We start from the raw sequence: 15,684 nt of genomic DNA on the forward strand, positions 1-15,684 counted from the left end.
AGAGGTTATGAAAAAACAAGCAAGAACAATGCTGGCGCTGCTGCTGATTGTAGTAATGGTTTGCGCACCAGCGAAGCAGTCCCATGCGATTGGTATTTATGAAATCATAAAAGCGGCTGTTACCAAGGTAATTAAGGCTGTTGACCTGAAGATTCAGCGCATGCAGAACAAGACGATATGGTTGCAGAATGCTCAAAAAGAACTGGAGAACAAGATGTCCAAACTAAAACTTGGCGAGATATCGCAGTGGACAGAAAAACAGCGGCAACAGTATGATGCCTATTTCAAGGAGCTCTGGCGGGTAAAGAACGCCCTGGCAACTTATAAAAAGGTAAAGACTGTAACGCAGAGACAACTTCAGATTATTGAAGAATACAGAAGGGCATGGTCGCTATTGCAAAAGGATAAGCATTTTGAGCCAAAGGAGCTGGAGTATATGTACAAAGTATATTCTGGAATGCTGGAAGAAAGTATGCGGAACCTCGATCAGCTCATACTGGTGATCAATTCTTTCCGTACACAAATGAGCGACGGGAAGCGTATGGAGCTTATTGCCCAGGTAGACAAGGATATGGAAACTACCCTTATTGACCTTAGGAAGTTCAGCGACCGCAATTTTCGCCTAAGTATTTCCCGGTCAGCTGATCAGAAAGAGGCCGATCACTTAAAGGAAATCTACGGTTTAAAATAAGGTACTATGAAACAAGAAAAACGGGGAAATTTATTGGCAGACAAGCTCAGGATGTTACTGAACCAAAAGGGATACCGCAGACGCTTTACTCTAAGGGCAATCGGCAGGCGGCAATGTAGCGGTGAAATAACGGAATGCCTCGAGCAGTTTTTGGGCCAGCAGTGCTCTGGTATCGTATCGCTGGAACTGGAAACAATGGCCCCTTACAATGATCAGATTACCTGCCGTTTCGCTTTGGACTATGAGCCTGATAAGGGTTTTAAGATTAAGGAACTTACTGTAGGGAAGCCTGGCTATCCGTCCCGTACTTTTCCCTGCGCTACAGGCCAGGACATACCGGGGAGCATGAGCCTAGAAGGATTATTTAAAAAGCCAAAGCCCTGGGAATGGAATATGAAAGGCAAATACAGAATGTAGGACTGTAAAGAAGACGATGATGAAAGGTGGAAAATGGATAGCATTGGGAGTAGTAAACCTGCTGAGCCTGTCGGTATCAGCACAGACCTATGGCGAGCTTTTTAAGCAGAAGAAAACCCAGAAGAAATACCTGCTGGAGCAGATAGCGGCGCTACAGGCCTATAAGAAATACCTGGGTAGTGGCTATGGCATCGTTAAGGAAGGCTCCGGTCTGATCGGCAGTATTACCGGGGGAGAGTTTGACTTGCATCAGCGTTATTTCCTGAGTCTGAAATCGGTAAATCCGGCGCTGCTTAAAAACGGAAAGGTGGATGCTATACTGCGTATGCAAAAGGAGATGGACCAAATGCGCATTGCGTATTGGAAGCAGGTAGGATTGGGTGATCTGTTTACCTCTGGCGAGCGTATTGCGATCAAGGGCCTCTTTGATGGAATGGCAAAAGATTGCAATGGACTACTTAGCGAACTGGAAATGGTGCTTAATGATGGAAAGGTAGAGATGGGAGATGATGAACGGATCAGAAGAATTGACGGAATTTATAATGCAACCATCAGCCTTTACCAGCAACATAAGCGCACAGTGCGGGTGCTTGCATCACTTTCCACAGGCAGGCAGCAGGAACTAAAAGAAGTGGAATTATTAAAGAAAATTCAGCAAAAGGATCGCTGAAAATTATGGAACACGTGAAGAAAGAGATGGTGGGTATGGTAACAGTAATTTCACTTGGATTGGGTATCCAGAGTACGGCCCTGTATTATATGGCCAGCATGAACGAGATGCCAAAGGCAACGGTTGCAATCTTTTCTGATACCGGGAGAGAAAGTAGGGCAACTTATGATTATCTGAATTATTTACAGAACTGGCAGCAGCAGAACAAGGGTATTAAAATCGCCGTTTGCACAGAAAAGAACCTGTATCATGATCTGTTGTACTCAGGTCAGGGCAGCAGGTTTGCGTCTATACCAGCATTTACGAAAAATGAGAATGGCAAGGTAGGCATGCTCAAAAGGCAATGTACAGGGGATTATAAGATCAAATCGGTTGATAATTATATCCGGGATGAGATTTATGGGCTTCCTAAAGGGGCGAGGCGGCCTGTGACCAATGTTTGTATTGGTATTACCCTGGATGAAGCCGAACGGATGAGTATTCCAAGAGAACGGTGGAAGGTAAATGTATACCCATTTCTGGGAATGAAGGTGGACAGTTATGGGAATGTGGAGCGTATCCCCTGGACGGTACCGATGGACAGGGCGGCAGTGATAAAATGGTACCATCAAAAAGGACTTCCCGTGCCTCCGAAGTCAAGCTGTGTGTTTTGCCCTTACCAGTCAGATCATACCTGGGCGATGCGCAAAGCGCAGGCACCGGAGGATTTTGCTGATGCGGTAAGCGTGGATGAGGCCATACGGAACAGTACCCGACAAGGCGTGCATAACCCGGTTTACCTGCACCGGTCCTGCATCCCCCTGAGCGAGGTACAATTTGACCAGTCCCAAAAGGTAGAATGGGGAGAGTGCTCGGGCACCTGTCATACTTAGTATAGATGAATAAAAGGAAAGAAGATGAAAAGATTGCTTTTACTACTGATAGGGGTTTGCTGCCTGCAGCTACACCTTGTTTCCGCCCAATCGGCGGAGGTGCAACAGTTGCTGCTGAACGTGGAGAAACTGGCCCAGTTTAAACAGATCCTCTCTGATATGAAAAAGGGTTACCAGGTGACCTATAAGGGCTATAATGCGATTAAGAACATATCGCAGGGGAATTTCGATCTGCATAAAACGTTTCTGGACGGCCTGCTTAAAGTGAACCCGGAAATTGCCCGTTACCGGAAAGTCGCCGAAATTATCCGTTTGCAGTCGGCAATCCTTTCAGAATATAAATCTGCTTATCAGAGGCTTACAGCTGGTGGTCGCTTCCGACCCGAAGAGATCAGGTACCTGCAGCAGGTATATAAAAACCTCTTTGATCAGAGTGTCGATAATTTGGAAGAGCTGGCCATGATCCTTACGGCAAGTAAGCTCAGGATGAGTGACGAGGAACGGTTAAGGTCCATAGACAGGCTTTATGAAGATATGGGCGGAAAGCTGGTCTTCCTGCGGAGATTTAATAAGCAGGCAACCGCCCTGGATCATAACCGGGCAAAAGCGCAAAGTGAACAGGTGTTAATTAAGAAAATGTACGGGAAATGAAACATACACTATACAAGGGTAAATGGATTATTAGGGCAGCCTTTATGGTAATTACCAGCCTATTTGTTCCTCATATAAGTTATGGCCAGGCCATAGGAGATAGTCTTTATAGTTTTAATAGTGTACTGGAGCAGTTATTTAACCAGATGCTACCCTTATCGGGAAAGCTGGTTGATATAGGCAGGGCAATAGCCGGCTTTGCTGCACTCTGGTATATTTCAGTCAGGGTATGGAAAAATATGGCTAATGCCGAAAGTATCGATTTTTTTCCGTTGCTCAGGCCATTTGCCATAGGGCTTGCACTGCTTTTTTACCAGGATGTTATCGGGCTGATGAATGGGGTATTGCAGCCCTTGGAAACCGGAACCAGGGAAATGGCTTCCGAATCACATAAAGCGATACAGGAACATATACGGCACCGGGAGGAGCAGGTGAAGGAAACCCCTCAGGATGTGATCTATCCAAACGGTCTGCCGGAAACAGAAAAATATGAACAGCCTGATAATATCTCATCACAGGGCGGGGGCTTCTTCTCAGGACTACAGAGTGCCTTTAGCTTTAGTATGATCACCCGAATGGTAAAGACATTTGTCAGTGAAATTGCCCATATCTTATACTCAGCGGCCAGTTTATGTATTAACGTTATCCGCACGTTTTACCTGCTGATTCTGGCCATATTGGGACCTATTGTAATGGGGCTTAGTGTTTTTGACGGTTTTCAATCCTCGCTCAGTAATTGGTTTGCCCGCTATATCCATGTCTACCTCTGGCTACCGGTCGCTAATGTCTTTGGTGCGATCTGCTCGAAAATTCTCGAGAACATGATGGTGCTGGACGGTGATTTTTTGAGCTCAACAGCCTATATCATCTTTATGGTTATAGCCATTGTAGGATATACTACAGTGCCTACGGTAGCAGGCTATATCGTCCAGGGTGGGGGCAATGACTCCCTGTTGGGTAAGATAAACGACAAAGTGCATCAGGGGGCAGCTTTGGCCGCAAAGGTGATCGTATAAAAGCAAGTGTATTGTAGAGAAGAATGAAAAAGAGGAGAAATGATGTTTAAGCACTTTAATAATATTGAAACAGCCTTCAGGCATGTGCGCCTGTTCACCTTTGTAGTTATTGCCGCCTGTATGGCCACCTGCTGTTTTGCGGTCTTTGAGAGTTACAAATTCGTTAGCCGGACACAGGAACGCATTTATCTGCTGGCTAATGGTAAAGCACTGGAAGCTTTTTCGGCAGATCGAAAGGATAATATTCCGGTAGAGGCAAAAGACCATATCAGGATGTTCCATCATTACTTTTTTACGCTGGACCCGGACGATAAAGTTATTGAACAAAATATAGGTAGGGCCTTGTACCTGGCTGATGGAACGGCTCGGAAACAATATGAAGATCTGAAAGAGGGTAATTTCTATTCCAGCATTATCAGCGGAAACATCAGCCAGAAAATTACGACGGATAGTATTGCTCTGGACCTGCAGGAGCACCCCTATCGCTTCCGGTTTTATGGACAGCAGCAGATCATACGCCCCACAGCACTGGTTAATCGCAGTCTGATCACCGAAGGCTATCTGCGTAACGTGAGCCGGTCAGATAATAATCCCCATGGGTTTCTTATCGAACGCTGGCATATTATCGATAACAGGGATATCAACTCCCAGAAACGGTAGTCATGAAAAGGGAGCAAAAAACGGATAGCAGAAACAGCGTCAAAGATAAAATCGCCGAATGGATTGCGGGCTATATCGTTAGGGCCCAGATAAGCATCAGCCGTCGCTTATCCCTTTGGGTACAGACGGGTAGTAAAGCCTTGGTGAAGGCTGTTTTCTTTACCCTGGTTACCATAGGGGTGATCGCATATGGCCACCTGCTCATCAGAGCATTGGGTAGTAGTAGCCATGTCACAGGTAGAAATAATATGATCAGGGTAAATCCATACCCTTCAATAAAGCATAAGCATTTGGACAGTGTACAAATTGAAAAGAACAATTAAAAACAAAAGAAAATGGAGCAACAAACAGCACAACTAGTAAAGAGAAAGAAGTTCCTTTTGGTACTTCCCCTGTTGGTACTGCCTTTTATTACCATGGCATTCTGGAAGCTTGGTGGTGGAAAGGGCACAACAGATCAAGAAGTAGCCGCTCATGAGGGCATCAACAAGGAACTGCCCGGAGCGCAGCTGGAGAGCGGTACCCTCGATAAGATGAGCCTGTACGGTAAATCCGCCCTTGACTCCGCAGGACAGCAGGGCATTGATTCAGGTAAGCTTGTCCTTGGGCCAGATTCAACAGGAGTATTTAGTATGGACTCTCCATATGGGGCTTACGGACCAGTTGGATTTGGCGGTCAGGGATATGGTGATCCCAATGAACAAAAGGTTCGTCAGCGTCTTGAAGAGCTGGAGCGGATTATGAGCATGCAAAATAATATGAGCGCCACCGATTTTAGCCAACAGTATAACAGCAATCTTTATGGGGCTAGTGATGGATCTGTCGGGCGACTGGAACAAATGATGGGGCAGATGGCAGGACCTGCTGAGCCAGATCAGGAGCTCCAGGTTTTAGATGGCATGCTCGAAAAAATTATGGATATCCAGAATCCGGAACGTTCAAGGGAAAAACTAAGAGCTGCATCCCTGGAAAATCGAGGCGTAGTGTATGCCGTAACCCGGCAAGCCAGGAGTAACGAAGTTGCTTACATGAAGCGCGATGAAAATGAGGCTGAAACAGCAGCCAGTCAAAAGGCAACGGATTTCCAAAAGGAAAACAGCTCAGAAACAAATGGATTTTATCATGTAGGTAATGGTAGTATGGAGCAGAGTAAAGAAATGAGCGCCATTCCGGCAGTGATACATGAAAGCCAGACGATTACTTCAGGCTCGAATATGAAGATGCGGCTTACAGAAGATATTTATATCAACGGTATTATGATACCCGCTGGCCAGTTTATCACGGGTACCTGTACTTTGAATGGTGAACGACTATCTGTTGCGATCAGTGGCATTCGCTATGGAAACTTCCTGTTACCGGTCAGATTATCGGTATTTGACCTTGATGGTGTGGAGGGAATCCGGATTCCAGGAGCAATTTCCAGGGATGTAGCTAAGGAAAGCTCTGAGAATGCCATACAATCTATGCAGTTTATGTCAATGGATCCGTCCATTGGGGCTCAGGCTGCAGGAGCAGGTATAGAGGCAGCAAAGAGCCTTTTTTCAAAGAAGGTAAAGCTGACCAAGGTGACCGTCAAAGCCGGACATCCGGTATTACTCTATGATCAACAATCTAATAAACAATAAAAATAATAATACAATGAAACAGCTTTTATTATGGGCCATAGCCCTTTTTTGTACGGTTTCTGTATCGGTAGCCCAACAAAAAGAGCCGATTAAGGCTAAGGAAATTATTACGGACTATCCACTGGACATCACCTGGCATAAAACAACGGTGCTGATATTTCCTGCTGCGATTCAGGATGCAGACCGTGGGGACCATTACGTGAAGGCGGAAAAAGCCGAGGGGGTAGAAAACATGCTGAAGGTAAAGGCCGGACAGCAGCATTTTTTACAAAGTAACCTCCATGTGGTCACTACAGATGGAAAGGTTTATGGTTTTACGGTTAATTATGCCGAAAACCCGAGTACCTATCTTATCGATATGGGTAAAGTTTATCCACATTCTCCGGTAACCTTTGAGGGGATTTCGCTCAACAGTAAAGAGCTGGAACTTAAAGCGGCCACCATTCGCGGGATAGCCCCATTTATTTCGAAGGTAAAGCAGGATAAATATGATATGGACCTTAGACTTGAGGGCATTTTTGTAAAAGATGATGTACTGATGATGCATTATAAGATTAAAAATGGAAGCCAGATCCGTTATGATGGCGCAACACCCCGCTTTTATATCCGTGATAAGAAAAGAGCTAAGCGTACAGCAGTGCAAGATACTGAAGTAAAAGCGGTTTATGTGCAGCGTAGTGGTAAGCCAGAAGATCCGGAGGGACAATCGATTATAGTGGCCTTTCCCAAGTTTACGATAGCAGAAAACAAGTATTTCGTAACCGAATTTATGGAGCAAGGTGGAGATCGTAATCTGGAATGCCGCTTTGACCAGGGTAAACTATTGCAGGCAAAGACCCTGAATTAAAAAACGCGATAAAGGGGAGGGGAAGATGGATTACGGATTAAGTACAGCAGACAACAGATTACTGACCGATTTGGGGGATTGGAACCGGCTGGAAGCTATGTTTCAGAGCACCTTTGGCGATGAATCTTTAAAAGATAAGTATTTCCGAAAAATGAAGCTGGCAACATATGAGCGCCTGTATGACCGGTATAAGGATGATCTGGAGCTTTCTAAAGACGAGCGGGCGCTAGTGGTGATGTTGCGCTTTCAATGTACAAAGATCAGGAAGATCCTTTATCCAAAGCCTGTCAGCCGTTTGCTGTACCGTATCCGTAATTTTTTTGCGCTGTCGTTTGCTAAAATGTTCAATAGGAGAACGGCATATGATTATAATAGCGAGGCATTTGCCAGCAGTAATCTGCGTTTTGAGGGTTTGTTTACTAAAGGAGAACAAGCCAGCCAGAAGCCGGCCGTTGAAAAACGAATGGAACAGAAGCCAAGAGTCGGCCCGGATCTGGGACAGAGAAATAGCTATGAAAACGGGCAGGGAAAAGGACATTCCGTCTAGCATAAATAATACTCATTTTTTAATATAAATAAAGCAATAAGGAATATGGAAAATATAGAATATTTGGAACAGCAGTTGTCAGAAAGGGGCTGGGAGCACCTTAAGGCAGAACTTGCAGAAAAAATAAACAGCGGTGTCACTGAGTTTTCACTTTATACGAATACGGATGGGCAGCCCAATAGACTGGACTTTGAATTGCAGTTTAAAAAGCATGCAGAAAAGCCGGTATATTATTTTAACCGGATCAATGCTGCCCTGGTAAGCGGCGATGAAGTCCTTTCCCAGGCATCCTTTCGGGAATCCTGGAAGATGGCCCCTGAAGAAATGGGACGCGTCCTGGAGTATGGAAGCAAGGTAGCAATCTATAAGGAAGGCTTATTAAATGAAGAAAGAAAGCCGTTTAATGCCTGGATCAGTGTTCATACGGAAGAGCCACTGAAAGAGGATGGGACTTTGAACCTTAACCTGTATCATGATAATTACTATCAAAAGCATCCTTTTAACCTCGAAGTTGAGGTGTCTAAACTACCGGCATCAATCCTGGAGCAATACAAGGGTAAGGAAAGTATCCTGACAACTTCATTAAAGCATGGCATACTGGTTGCTGTCGAACATGATAATGGAAATGGGCCAGAACCTTGTTTTCTTACCGTCAATGCTAAAGTCGGACGGATAGATGTGCTGGATAGCGAAATGGAGCCGATCTCCTTAACGAAACGACCTGAAATTACCCAGCAGACCGAACAGACACCGGCCGGCGAAAAAAAAAACTCCTTCAGCAAGGGACAGCAAGTAAGGAGCAATCCGGGCAACCAGAACAGGAATAGACCACATATGTAGGATTGCAACTGTAATGATTAAATACAGGTAGTGGATTTAAAAGGATCTTATGATATACAGTGCGAACAAAAAGGAATTACTGGACTATTTGCTCATGTTGGGGCTGATCGGAGCAAACACCCATACCATGATGCTTCATAGGGAGATCAATAAGGATGTGGTCTGTAAAGGCAATGTTGAACTCGAAAATGAAATAATCAATTTAGAGGTAAGGATTGAATGGGAAGATAATGCGTATAAGGTTATTGGGTTTCGCGCAGAGCTGGTTTGTATTCCTACTTTGGAGCATACCGTTTCCCAGGGAATGGATACTGCGATGCTGGAACAGAGGATTTCGGAAGTCAATTGGAAGCAAGTAAGTAAGGAAGAGTTATTGGAGGATAAAATATCGGCAATTATAACCGATGTTCAATTTCTGCAACTAAACGGGAGTGGTCATGCCCAGGAGGTGATGGAGATGCTAATGTTAAAGTATTGGGAGGCAGCTCCGGTATCGGAAGTCGCGGTATTTCCGAACCGGGGAAACTATATCACTTCGGTAGTGATGGATTTGAATGGGGACCTGAATGATCTTGATATTTTAAGGATAAACAATTTGCTTCATGGACGAAGCCTGGTTCAGTTTGATTTCTCTAATACGGATTTATTTGCCCGGAATTATATTATAAAACTGGAGAACGGATTGTTAACACGATATCCTGACTTTAATGTTTCTTTTTGTCTGCAGCAATTGCCCTTCGCCGCCTTACCACCAAATGATATTTTAAAAAGGCTCCTTTGCGGTCAGAGGGAGGCGGTTGAATTGATTGTGGATGGAACCGCAAAGAACGCCTTTATTGAAATGGATGGGCAGCATTCAAGGATTGCCATATATGATACCGATGGTCAGGAGGTAGATCTCGCCTCCATCAATAAACCTAAACAGCAATCGCAAGAGCCACTAAACAAAAAGGACAGGGGTAGGAAGAAGGGATTGTAGTTACCTGTGTTCATTATTGGAATACATAAATCAATACAATTATGATTGAAGAGAAAGAATTGGATCAGATACCCAAGTGTCTTGCAGAAGCTGGGCTGATACCAAAAGATTTAATAGATCACCTGGTCAGCAAGGGTGAAGATTTTACGATACTAGCTACTAAAAGACAAGGTACAGATACCTTCTTTTATGAGGTCACCGTGGAAAAAAAGGAGAACCTGGGGGTGTATTGTCTTCCAGGGTATCGGGCCACTGTATTACATGTTGGCGAAATTGACCATATAGAAATTTCGGGATTAAATACTGCGGACATTGAAAAGAGGTTTGCCTCAATTGATTGGCAACATTTATCACCGCTTGTGCTGAGTGAAGATTCCCATCCGCGTTCGGCAATCTTACAGCTTGGCTTACTGTATGCTACCCACAATCAGAAGCTATGCGATATTGCTGACCTGCTATCCTTAAAATATCTGACCGGTACACCAATAACTATGCATTTTACGGTTGACGATAAAAGAAAAAAATATGAATCTTCAATATTTATAGATCTTAACGGAAATGAGCAGGATTTGGGACTAGATGATTCTTTTCGACTGTTGGCCGGACGAGGGGTGACGAGGTATTTGAATGATAACCCCAATCAGCTTGGCTGGCTGATAAAGGAGGGGGATACGGTACGGCAGCTACCAGATTTTGATCTGTCTGGAGAACTGGCAAAATTACCCTTTGCAAGTCCAAAGAATAATACCTCAATTGCCCAGGTCATCATGCATTTAAGCGCCGGAAAAATCCTGGAATCCAGATTTACCATTTCAGGGCATACTTTCCGTGGTTCCTATTATGCAGATCCGCGGACGGGCTCCATTGCCGTTTTGGATAAGGCAGGCAAAAGGGTAGATCTGGCCTTACTACAAAGGGATCAGCAGGCATTAAAAGAGTTTATCGTTAAGGAAAAGGTTAACCGAAAGGGATTAGGGCTGTAAGCTCATTTAATTTAGGAAATGGATAGTGAATATGGAACAGCGTAAAAGAATTAAACCACCGCTTACTTATTACGGAGGCAAGCAGACATTGGCCCCTTTTATAGAAACCTTAATACCGGAGCACCGGTTATATGGAGAGCCTTTTTTCGGAGGGGGAGCCGTTTTCTTTTTAAAAGAACCTTCGGTTGTGGAAGTAATCAATGATAGCAATAAAGAGCTTATGAATTTTTATGAGGTTGTTAAAACGAAGTTTGAACCGCTTCATACTTTAATTGACCTTAGCCTGGCTAGCAGGGATCTTCATCATAAAGCTACAATTGTATATCATAATCCCGACCTATTCGATGAAGTGCGCAGGGCCTGGGCTGTATGGGTACTCTGTGCCATGGGGTTTTCATCCAGGATGGATGGCCCCTTTGGCTATGACCGGGCTAGTGGATCGCAGGCCGGTCGATTGAGTTTTAAGAAAGAAGCTTTCACACAAGAGCTCATGAAAAGGCTGGAGCGGGTTCAGGTTGAATGTGCCGATGCACTTTATGTAATTCAAAGTAGAGATTTTCCCGAAGCCTTTTTTTACTGTGACCCGCCGTATATTGGAAGTGATATGGGCCATTATAAGGGCTATACGGAAGCAGACTTTAAGGCCTTGTTAGAAATGCTTTCCTCTATTAAAGGTAAATTCCTACTTTCTTCATACCCATCTGATCTGCTAAAGGAGTTTTCGCAGCAGTATGGTTGGTTTAGCATGAAAAAGGAAATACTGGTAAGTGTCAATGCCAAGAGTGGTAACCAAAAGAAGAAAGTTGAAGTCCTCACAGCAAATTACCCGCTGTCCGAAGGTAATGGATTTATGCAATATAAGCTATAGGCAAATATTGGTCAGGAAAGGATTAACTGCTAGACTGAAATGCCTGGATGAAGATAGGTTTATTTGAAACAATTGTAAATGGAGAAGATATGGAAAACAGCAATTACTACATAAAGAATCAAGAAACAGATAAGATCAATATTTATACTTCAAAGGCATTTTATGAGGCGCTGCCAATAGATCAAAAGAAGATCTTCACCCGTTTCTGTCTGTTTAGCCGGAAACAGGATTGTTGGATATCTAAGGCGAAGTCTGGAAATGCAGGATACTTGATTCAGTTATTATCTGAGTTGGGTTTTTATAGCCGTGGTGCAGAAGGAACGCGTTTACCCTTTGCCGAGCAGATTGCCAGGCAACAGGAAAGAGCCGCCAATCGTGCCGAACGATCGGAAAAAAGGGCGGAACAGGCTACAAAACGGTCTAATGAACTCTATGAACGAGCATCAGAAATGGGAAAAGCCATTCCTATGGGGCAACCAATATTAATTGGCCATCATAGTGAACACCGGGACCGAAGATATCGTGAAAGGATACATAATACAATGGGGCGCTCTGTTGAAGAGGAGAAGAAAGCCCAGTATTATAAAGATAAAGCAGAAACGGCAGCAATAACTGCGGCAGGAGACAAATATAAAAACCCCAGGTATTTGGAAAAACGAATAAAAGAAGAGAGAGCTGACATCAGGCAGCTGAACAGGTATCTGGAAGGGAAGTTTTCGCGTGGTGCAGAACCAAGGCAGATCAGTGAGCGGGAAAAGACACACTACACCTCCAAACTGGAGGAACATACCGAGAAGTTGAATTATTATATCAACTGTATGGTAGCAATCGATCCTGGTTACCAGGTCGATAAGCCGCCCAAAAAGCAAATTAAGAAAGGCAAAGGGTTATAGTGATATCAAATGTATAATAATTTTTAAGGAAGCGTTTATGGCTGATCTGAAAAAGAAGGTCTTATCGTTTGAAAACGGTAAGACCCTAAAATTATGGGGCAATAGCGTAGCTATTAGTAAAAGTCTGGAAATAGGGGAAGGGTATGCTCCGAACCTATTTGCTTATTCTGTGTCACAAAAAGATGATAAGGCGATTCCGGAGGTCTATAATCCACATGGATTAACCAAGGAAGAATTACTGGAGTTAGCAGATTTTCAGATCAGACTGTGGATGGATTTAAAGGATAGTATCCGTAAATATGGGATTAATAGCGTTAAGGTATTTGTGAAGGAGGCCATTATATGATGAAAAAGAAAGTCCATAGAAGCGAATTGTTTTTGGGAAGGCCCGTGCGCGTACCTTTATCTTTAACAACCGACCCTGCTGAACACAAAGGTTCCTTCGGTATTATCCTGGAAGCGGATTGGGAGCAGGATAAGGCAATAGTTCAGTTTGAAGGCGGAAATACTGGTTACTACCAGTTCAATGCATTGGAAACGCTTTATCCCAAAAAGGCTTTATTGTACAGTTTAAGTATGGTTAGGGCTCAAAAATATAGAGACGAGATTGATACATTTCGCAAAATAGTATCATTGGTAATTCAAGGAGCAGAGTTGGCTGCACTAAAACTGGCTTATTCAAATTTAAGGACCGAGGAGTTTGCAGTAACCCGTTTGGATCAGCTCTATGAAATGAAGCGTGATTTAAGAAAATATGCAGGTATAAAAAAGTGATATAGGGATTTGAAGGGAGTAAGGAATTGGATCGGAATCACAACCTCTATAAGAAACTAGTTGCCTGGGAGGTATATCCGCAGCAGAATAAAATGGGCGTAGTTGTGGAGATTGGATCTATAGTTGAACTTGACCCATTGACAGATATTGCTGTTGTTCAATCAATTAATGGGTTTAAAACCAGTTTACCGACAAGTAAGTTATGGATGCTGAAGGATCGATCTGCTATTATACAAAATATCATCAGGTACCTGAATTTGCCTAATATTGACTTTAATAAAATTACAGAAATAGCGAATCTTTACCGTCAGGGTAAAGAATCTGTTGCGTTATTAAAAGCAATGGAAAACAGAGTAACCAGGCAGGTTTGCCTATTGAATGCAAAGTCATTTAATCAGATAAGGGAGGGGTTTAAACGCCACGGTAAAAGAAAACGGTAAATCATACTGTTATTTTTAGGGTATTTATCCCCTTGTCTAATAATCCTTAAAGAAAGAATTTTACAGGTGATATCGCAGGACTAAGTTGATTCTAATTGGAATTAATCCAATGCACACTTAAGCACTTGGTAACGAGAGAGGGTGGTCCTTGTGAATTATTTTTAGTTTAGTTTCATCAATGAGGAGTAGGGTTTCTTTACAGATTTTAATGAAGAGTAAGCAATAAATTCTGATTACCCCATAAAGGAACCAATTGAAGTAAATGGATAAGGAAGGAGCAGTTTCATAACTGCTCCTTTTTATATATTTTACCCTATATAATTAAAGTTATAATTGCATGGCGTTGTACTGCTTGGAATTGAATACCGTACAAATGGTGTTGGTATTGTGGCAGGTTCGTTTTTGTTTTTAATGATTTCGGTAGTTATTCCTTTCAACTTTTGTATTGTAAGCTCAGGCCTTACATTTTCATTAAAGCTTTTCTTAATTCTTCCTTTACTTACTTTACAATACCTTTCGGTTGTGCGGATTACTTTATGACCTAGCATTCTGCTCACTTCTTCCAATGACATGCCATGATTTAGCATAAAATCGGCAAATGTGTGGCGGGCGAGGTGTGTGTTTAGTTTTCTATTGATTCCAACAATTACCGCAATTTCTTTTAGATATCCGTTATAAATAGTATTGGAATTAACCGGCATTAGGGCATTTCTAACGATGCATTTAGGATGGCTTTTGTATCGGTCAATAAGATCATCAACTATGTCCAGAATAGGGACGATTTCATAGCCATCGGTTTTACCCCTATGCTTGGCAAGCCACCGTTCCTTTTCGATTCCAACATAAATAATGTTTTCTGGCGATAACCCGTAGATATCCTGAAAGGCGAATCCGGAAAAGCACTGGAATATAAAACAGTCTCTTACCTCGTTTAGCCTGTCACAGCCAAAATCTTTATTGTAAATTCTCATTACTTCTTCCAATTCCAATGGTGGAATATCTTTAGTATCCCCACCGCATTTAAAACCAGCAATTGGGTTTGTTGGGATTATTTTCTTGGTAACGCCAATATTAATTATCTGCTTTATTTTTTTGATATGCTTTTTTGCAGTTGCATCTGATAGCGGTTTGGGAAGATGTATTGTAAAGTATTTATACATATTGATCGCAAACTCACCATCTATTTCAGGAAAAGTGATATCCTTAATTTCTTTTTTGGGGTATTTGTATGTTAAATACTCAATTGCTTTTTTTCTTGTAGATTTCCATTGCCTTAAGGTTCCTTTCGATCTTTCTTTTGATGCTACTAATTTTGTGAATTCCTCAATATAGCCGTCAAAGGCTTTTGTCAGCGTAAATTCTTCAATTAATTCTTCTGGAATAGGAGTAGGCTTCTCAATAGGCTCTTGTCCTTTAAATACCCTTTTGATCATCAAAGGGGTTACAAAATCGTAAGTAAGAAATAATTGATCATAGATCCTTTGAAGATCAACCAATGCTTCTGTTAACCTTTTATTGATTTCTTTGAATCCAGGTTCAGATTTGCTTACTTCCTTTTCTTTAACAAGCCAGTTTTCCGGGGATACCGTTCTGGAGAGAGATACTTCATTGCTGTCGCAGTTCAGCGTAATTCTAATAATAATGGGAGCCTTGCCTTTCGATCTCTGTTTACTTTTCAAGACCATAGGTAACAAGTCCAAATCTTGCTTGATTTTCATCTTTCTACACATTTTAAAGGTTAACCGAGGCTAAGCCTTTTGCCAATCGTCACAATCAAATACAATTCGTGGTGGCCAAATTTAAACTAATCAAATGGCCACCACAATAGCCACCATTTAGATTGAATTTAGATGTATTCAAATGAATTAGAAATTATTGAAAATCGCTGTTTTAGATAGGATTTAAACTAAA

20 protein-coding genes are annotated in these 15,684 nt (G+C 42.7%); 19 read left to right on the forward strand and 1 reads right to left on the reverse strand.

Translation table 11 applies throughout. From position 1 onward, the window contains the following. Window positions 1–7: 7 nt before the first annotated feature. The 19 genes from FTD44_RS07810 to FTD44_RS07900 all read left to right on the forward strand — a co-directional run bounded on the left by FTD44_RS07810 (window position 8) and on the right by FTD44_RS07900 (window position 13,773). Entirely contained in the window at window positions 8–691 is a 684-nt protein-coding gene (locus tag FTD44_RS07810; protein ID WP_222165929.1) for a conjugal transfer protein TraI, read from the forward strand. A gap of 6 nt (window positions 692–697) precedes the next feature. After that, window positions 698–1,108: a hypothetical protein gene (locus tag FTD44_RS07815; protein WP_222165930.1), complete on the forward strand. Its 411-nt coding sequence runs from the start codon at window positions 698–700 to the stop codon at window positions 1,106–1,108. Between the two features lie 16 nt (window positions 1,109–1,124). Then, a complete protein-coding gene (locus tag FTD44_RS07820) occupies window positions 1,125–1,778 on the forward strand; it encodes a hypothetical protein (protein ID WP_222165931.1) in 654 nt (217 codons plus the stop codon). 5 nt (window positions 1,779–1,783) lie between these two features. Further along, on the forward strand, window positions 1,784–2,650 hold the full coding sequence (locus FTD44_RS07825) for a hypothetical protein (protein WP_222165932.1): 867 nt from the start codon (window positions 1,784–1,786) through the stop codon (window positions 2,648–2,650). Window positions 2,651–2,674: 24 nt separating this feature from the next. After that, window positions 2,675–3,301 carry a TerB family tellurite resistance protein gene (locus tag FTD44_RS07830; RefSeq protein ID WP_222165933.1) on the forward strand — a complete coding sequence of 209 codons (627 nt, stop codon included), beginning with the start codon at window positions 2,675–2,677 and terminating at the stop codon, window positions 3,299–3,301. Then, window positions 3,298–4,317 carry a conjugative transposon protein TraJ gene (locus tag FTD44_RS07835; RefSeq protein WP_222165934.1) on the forward strand — a complete coding sequence of 340 codons (1,020 nt, stop codon included), beginning with the start codon at window positions 3,298–3,300 and terminating at the stop codon, window positions 4,315–4,317. Before FTD44_RS07830 ends, FTD44_RS07835 begins: the two co-directional genes overlap by 4 nt. Window positions 4,318–4,356: 39 nt before the next feature. After that, the gene (gene traK / locus FTD44_RS07840) at window positions 4,357–4,977 is read left to right on the forward strand and encodes a conjugative transposon protein TraK (RefSeq protein WP_246625371.1); all 621 of its coding nucleotides are present in this window, start codon (window positions 4,357–4,359) and stop codon (window positions 4,975–4,977) included. A gap of 2 nt (window positions 4,978–4,979) precedes the next feature. Continuing rightward, entirely contained in the window at window positions 4,980–5,300 is a 321-nt protein-coding gene (locus tag FTD44_RS07845) for a hypothetical protein (RefSeq protein ID WP_222165935.1), read from the forward strand. Between the two features lie 12 nt (window positions 5,301–5,312). After that, window positions 5,313–6,602, forward strand: a complete 1,290-nt coding sequence (gene traM, locus FTD44_RS07850) for a conjugative transposon protein TraM (RefSeq protein ID WP_222165936.1) — start codon at window positions 5,313–5,315, stop codon at window positions 6,600–6,602. Window positions 6,603–6,615: 13 nt separating this feature from the next. Continuing rightward, window positions 6,616–7,449, forward strand: coding sequence for a conjugative transposon protein TraN (traN, locus tag FTD44_RS07855; RefSeq protein WP_222165937.1), 834 nt, complete (start codon window positions 6,616–6,618; stop codon window positions 7,447–7,449). 25 nt (window positions 7,450–7,474) lie between these two features. Then, complete coding sequence (locus FTD44_RS07860; protein ID WP_222165938.1) at window positions 7,475–7,996, forward strand: hypothetical protein; 522 nt, start codon at window positions 7,475–7,477, stop codon at window positions 7,994–7,996. Window positions 7,997–8,041: 45 nt separating this feature from the next. After that, window positions 8,042–8,836 (forward strand): hypothetical protein, encoded by a 795-nt coding sequence (locus FTD44_RS07865; RefSeq protein ID WP_222165939.1) that lies wholly within the window; start codon window positions 8,042–8,044, stop codon window positions 8,834–8,836. A 49-nt stretch (window positions 8,837–8,885) separates the two neighbouring features. Continuing rightward, complete coding sequence (locus FTD44_RS07870; RefSeq protein WP_222165940.1) at window positions 8,886–9,815, forward strand: hypothetical protein; 930 nt, start codon at window positions 8,886–8,888, stop codon at window positions 9,813–9,815. Between the two features lie 41 nt (window positions 9,816–9,856). Next, a complete protein-coding gene (locus tag FTD44_RS07875) occupies window positions 9,857–10,798 on the forward strand; it encodes a hypothetical protein (RefSeq protein ID WP_222165941.1) in 942 nt (313 codons plus the stop codon). A 31-nt stretch (window positions 10,799–10,829) separates the two neighbouring features. After that, the gene (locus FTD44_RS07880; RefSeq protein WP_222165942.1) at window positions 10,830–11,666 is read left to right on the forward strand and encodes a DNA adenine methylase; all 837 of its coding nucleotides are present in this window, start codon (window positions 10,830–10,832) and stop codon (window positions 11,664–11,666) included. 47 nt (window positions 11,667–11,713) lie between these two features. Next, window positions 11,714–12,559, forward strand: a complete 846-nt coding sequence (locus tag FTD44_RS07885; RefSeq protein ID WP_222165943.1) for a DUF3560 domain-containing protein — start codon at window positions 11,714–11,716, stop codon at window positions 12,557–12,559. Between the two features lie 37 nt (window positions 12,560–12,596). Next, a complete protein-coding gene (locus tag FTD44_RS07890; protein ID WP_222165944.1) occupies window positions 12,597–12,905 on the forward strand; it encodes a hypothetical protein in 309 nt (102 codons plus the stop codon). Then, complete coding sequence (locus tag FTD44_RS07895) at window positions 12,902–13,333, forward strand: hypothetical protein (RefSeq protein ID WP_222165945.1); 432 nt, start codon at window positions 12,902–12,904, stop codon at window positions 13,331–13,333. Before FTD44_RS07890 ends, FTD44_RS07895 begins: the two co-directional genes overlap by 4 nt. 92 nt (window positions 13,334–13,425) lie before the next feature. Next, window positions 13,426–13,773: a hypothetical protein gene (locus FTD44_RS07900; RefSeq protein WP_222165946.1), complete on the forward strand. Its 348-nt coding sequence runs from the start codon at window positions 13,426–13,428 to the stop codon at window positions 13,771–13,773. Between the two features lie 308 nt (window positions 13,774–14,081). On the opposite strand, the gene FTD44_RS07905 is transcribed toward FTD44_RS07900, so the two are convergent. Then, entirely contained in the window at window positions 14,082–15,491 is a 1,410-nt protein-coding gene (locus FTD44_RS07905) for a site-specific integrase (protein WP_222165947.1), read from the reverse strand. Window positions 15,492–15,684: the final 193 nt, after the last annotated feature.

The organism is Edaphocola aurantiacus (genome assembly GCF_019797745.1).
In the GTDB taxonomy this organism is placed as follows: domain Bacteria; phylum Bacteroidota; class Bacteroidia; order Chitinophagales; family Chitinophagaceae; genus Edaphocola; species Edaphocola aurantiacus.

Bases quoted from the DNA above. Each gene is read 5' to 3' on its own strand.
- FTD44_RS07825 (WP_222165932.1), top strand. From the start codon at position 1,784: ATGGAACACGTGAAGAAAGAGATGGTGGGTATGGTAACAGTAATTTCA.
- FTD44_RS07815 (WP_222165930.1), top strand. From the start codon at position 698: ATGAAACAAGAAAAACGGGGAAATTTATTGGCAGACAAGCTCAGGATG.
- traN (WP_222165937.1), top strand. From the start codon at position 6,616: ATGAAACAGCTTTTATTATGGGCCATAGCCCTTTTTTGTACGGTTTCT.
- FTD44_RS07880 (WP_222165942.1), top strand. From the start codon at position 10,830: ATGGAACAGCGTAAAAGAATTAAACCACCGCTTACTTATTACGGAGGC.
- FTD44_RS07830 (WP_222165933.1), top strand. From the start codon at position 2,675: ATGAAAAGATTGCTTTTACTACTGATAGGGGTTTGCTGCCTGCAGCTA.
- FTD44_RS07860 (WP_222165938.1), top strand. From the start codon at position 7,475: ATGGATTACGGATTAAGTACAGCAGACAACAGATTACTGACCGATTTG.
- FTD44_RS07905 (WP_222165947.1), bottom strand. From the start codon at position 15,491: ATGAAAATCAAGCAAGATTTGGACTTGTTACCTATGGTCTTGAAAAGT.
- FTD44_RS07865 (WP_222165939.1), top strand. From the start codon at position 8,042: ATGGAAAATATAGAATATTTGGAACAGCAGTTGTCAGAAAGGGGCTGG.
- FTD44_RS07890 (WP_222165944.1), top strand. From the start codon at position 12,597: ATGGCTGATCTGAAAAAGAAGGTCTTATCGTTTGAAAACGGTAAGACC.
- FTD44_RS07885 (WP_222165943.1), top strand. From the start codon at position 11,714: ATGAAGATAGGTTTATTTGAAACAATTGTAAATGGAGAAGATATGGAA.
- FTD44_RS07810 (WP_222165929.1), top strand. From the start codon at position 8: ATGAAAAAACAAGCAAGAACAATGCTGGCGCTGCTGCTGATTGTAGTA.
- FTD44_RS07820 (WP_222165931.1), top strand. From the start codon at position 1,125: ATGATGAAAGGTGGAAAATGGATAGCATTGGGAGTAGTAAACCTGCTG.
- traM (WP_222165936.1), top strand. From the start codon at position 5,313: ATGGAGCAACAAACAGCACAACTAGTAAAGAGAAAGAAGTTCCTTTTG.
- FTD44_RS07895 (WP_222165945.1), top strand. From the start codon at position 12,902: ATGATGAAAAAGAAAGTCCATAGAAGCGAATTGTTTTTGGGAAGGCCC.
- traK (WP_246625371.1), top strand. From the start codon at position 4,357: ATGATGTTTAAGCACTTTAATAATATTGAAACAGCCTTCAGGCATGTG.
- FTD44_RS07875 (WP_222165941.1), top strand. From the start codon at position 9,857: ATGATTGAAGAGAAAGAATTGGATCAGATACCCAAGTGTCTTGCAGAA.
- FTD44_RS07900 (WP_222165946.1), top strand. From the start codon at position 13,426: ATGGGCGTAGTTGTGGAGATTGGATCTATAGTTGAACTTGACCCATTG.
- FTD44_RS07835 (WP_222165934.1), top strand. From the start codon at position 3,298: ATGAAACATACACTATACAAGGGTAAATGGATTATTAGGGCAGCCTTT.
- FTD44_RS07870 (WP_222165940.1), top strand. From the start codon at position 8,886: ATGATATACAGTGCGAACAAAAAGGAATTACTGGACTATTTGCTCATG.
- FTD44_RS07845 (WP_222165935.1), top strand. From the start codon at position 4,980: ATGAAAAGGGAGCAAAAAACGGATAGCAGAAACAGCGTCAAAGATAAA.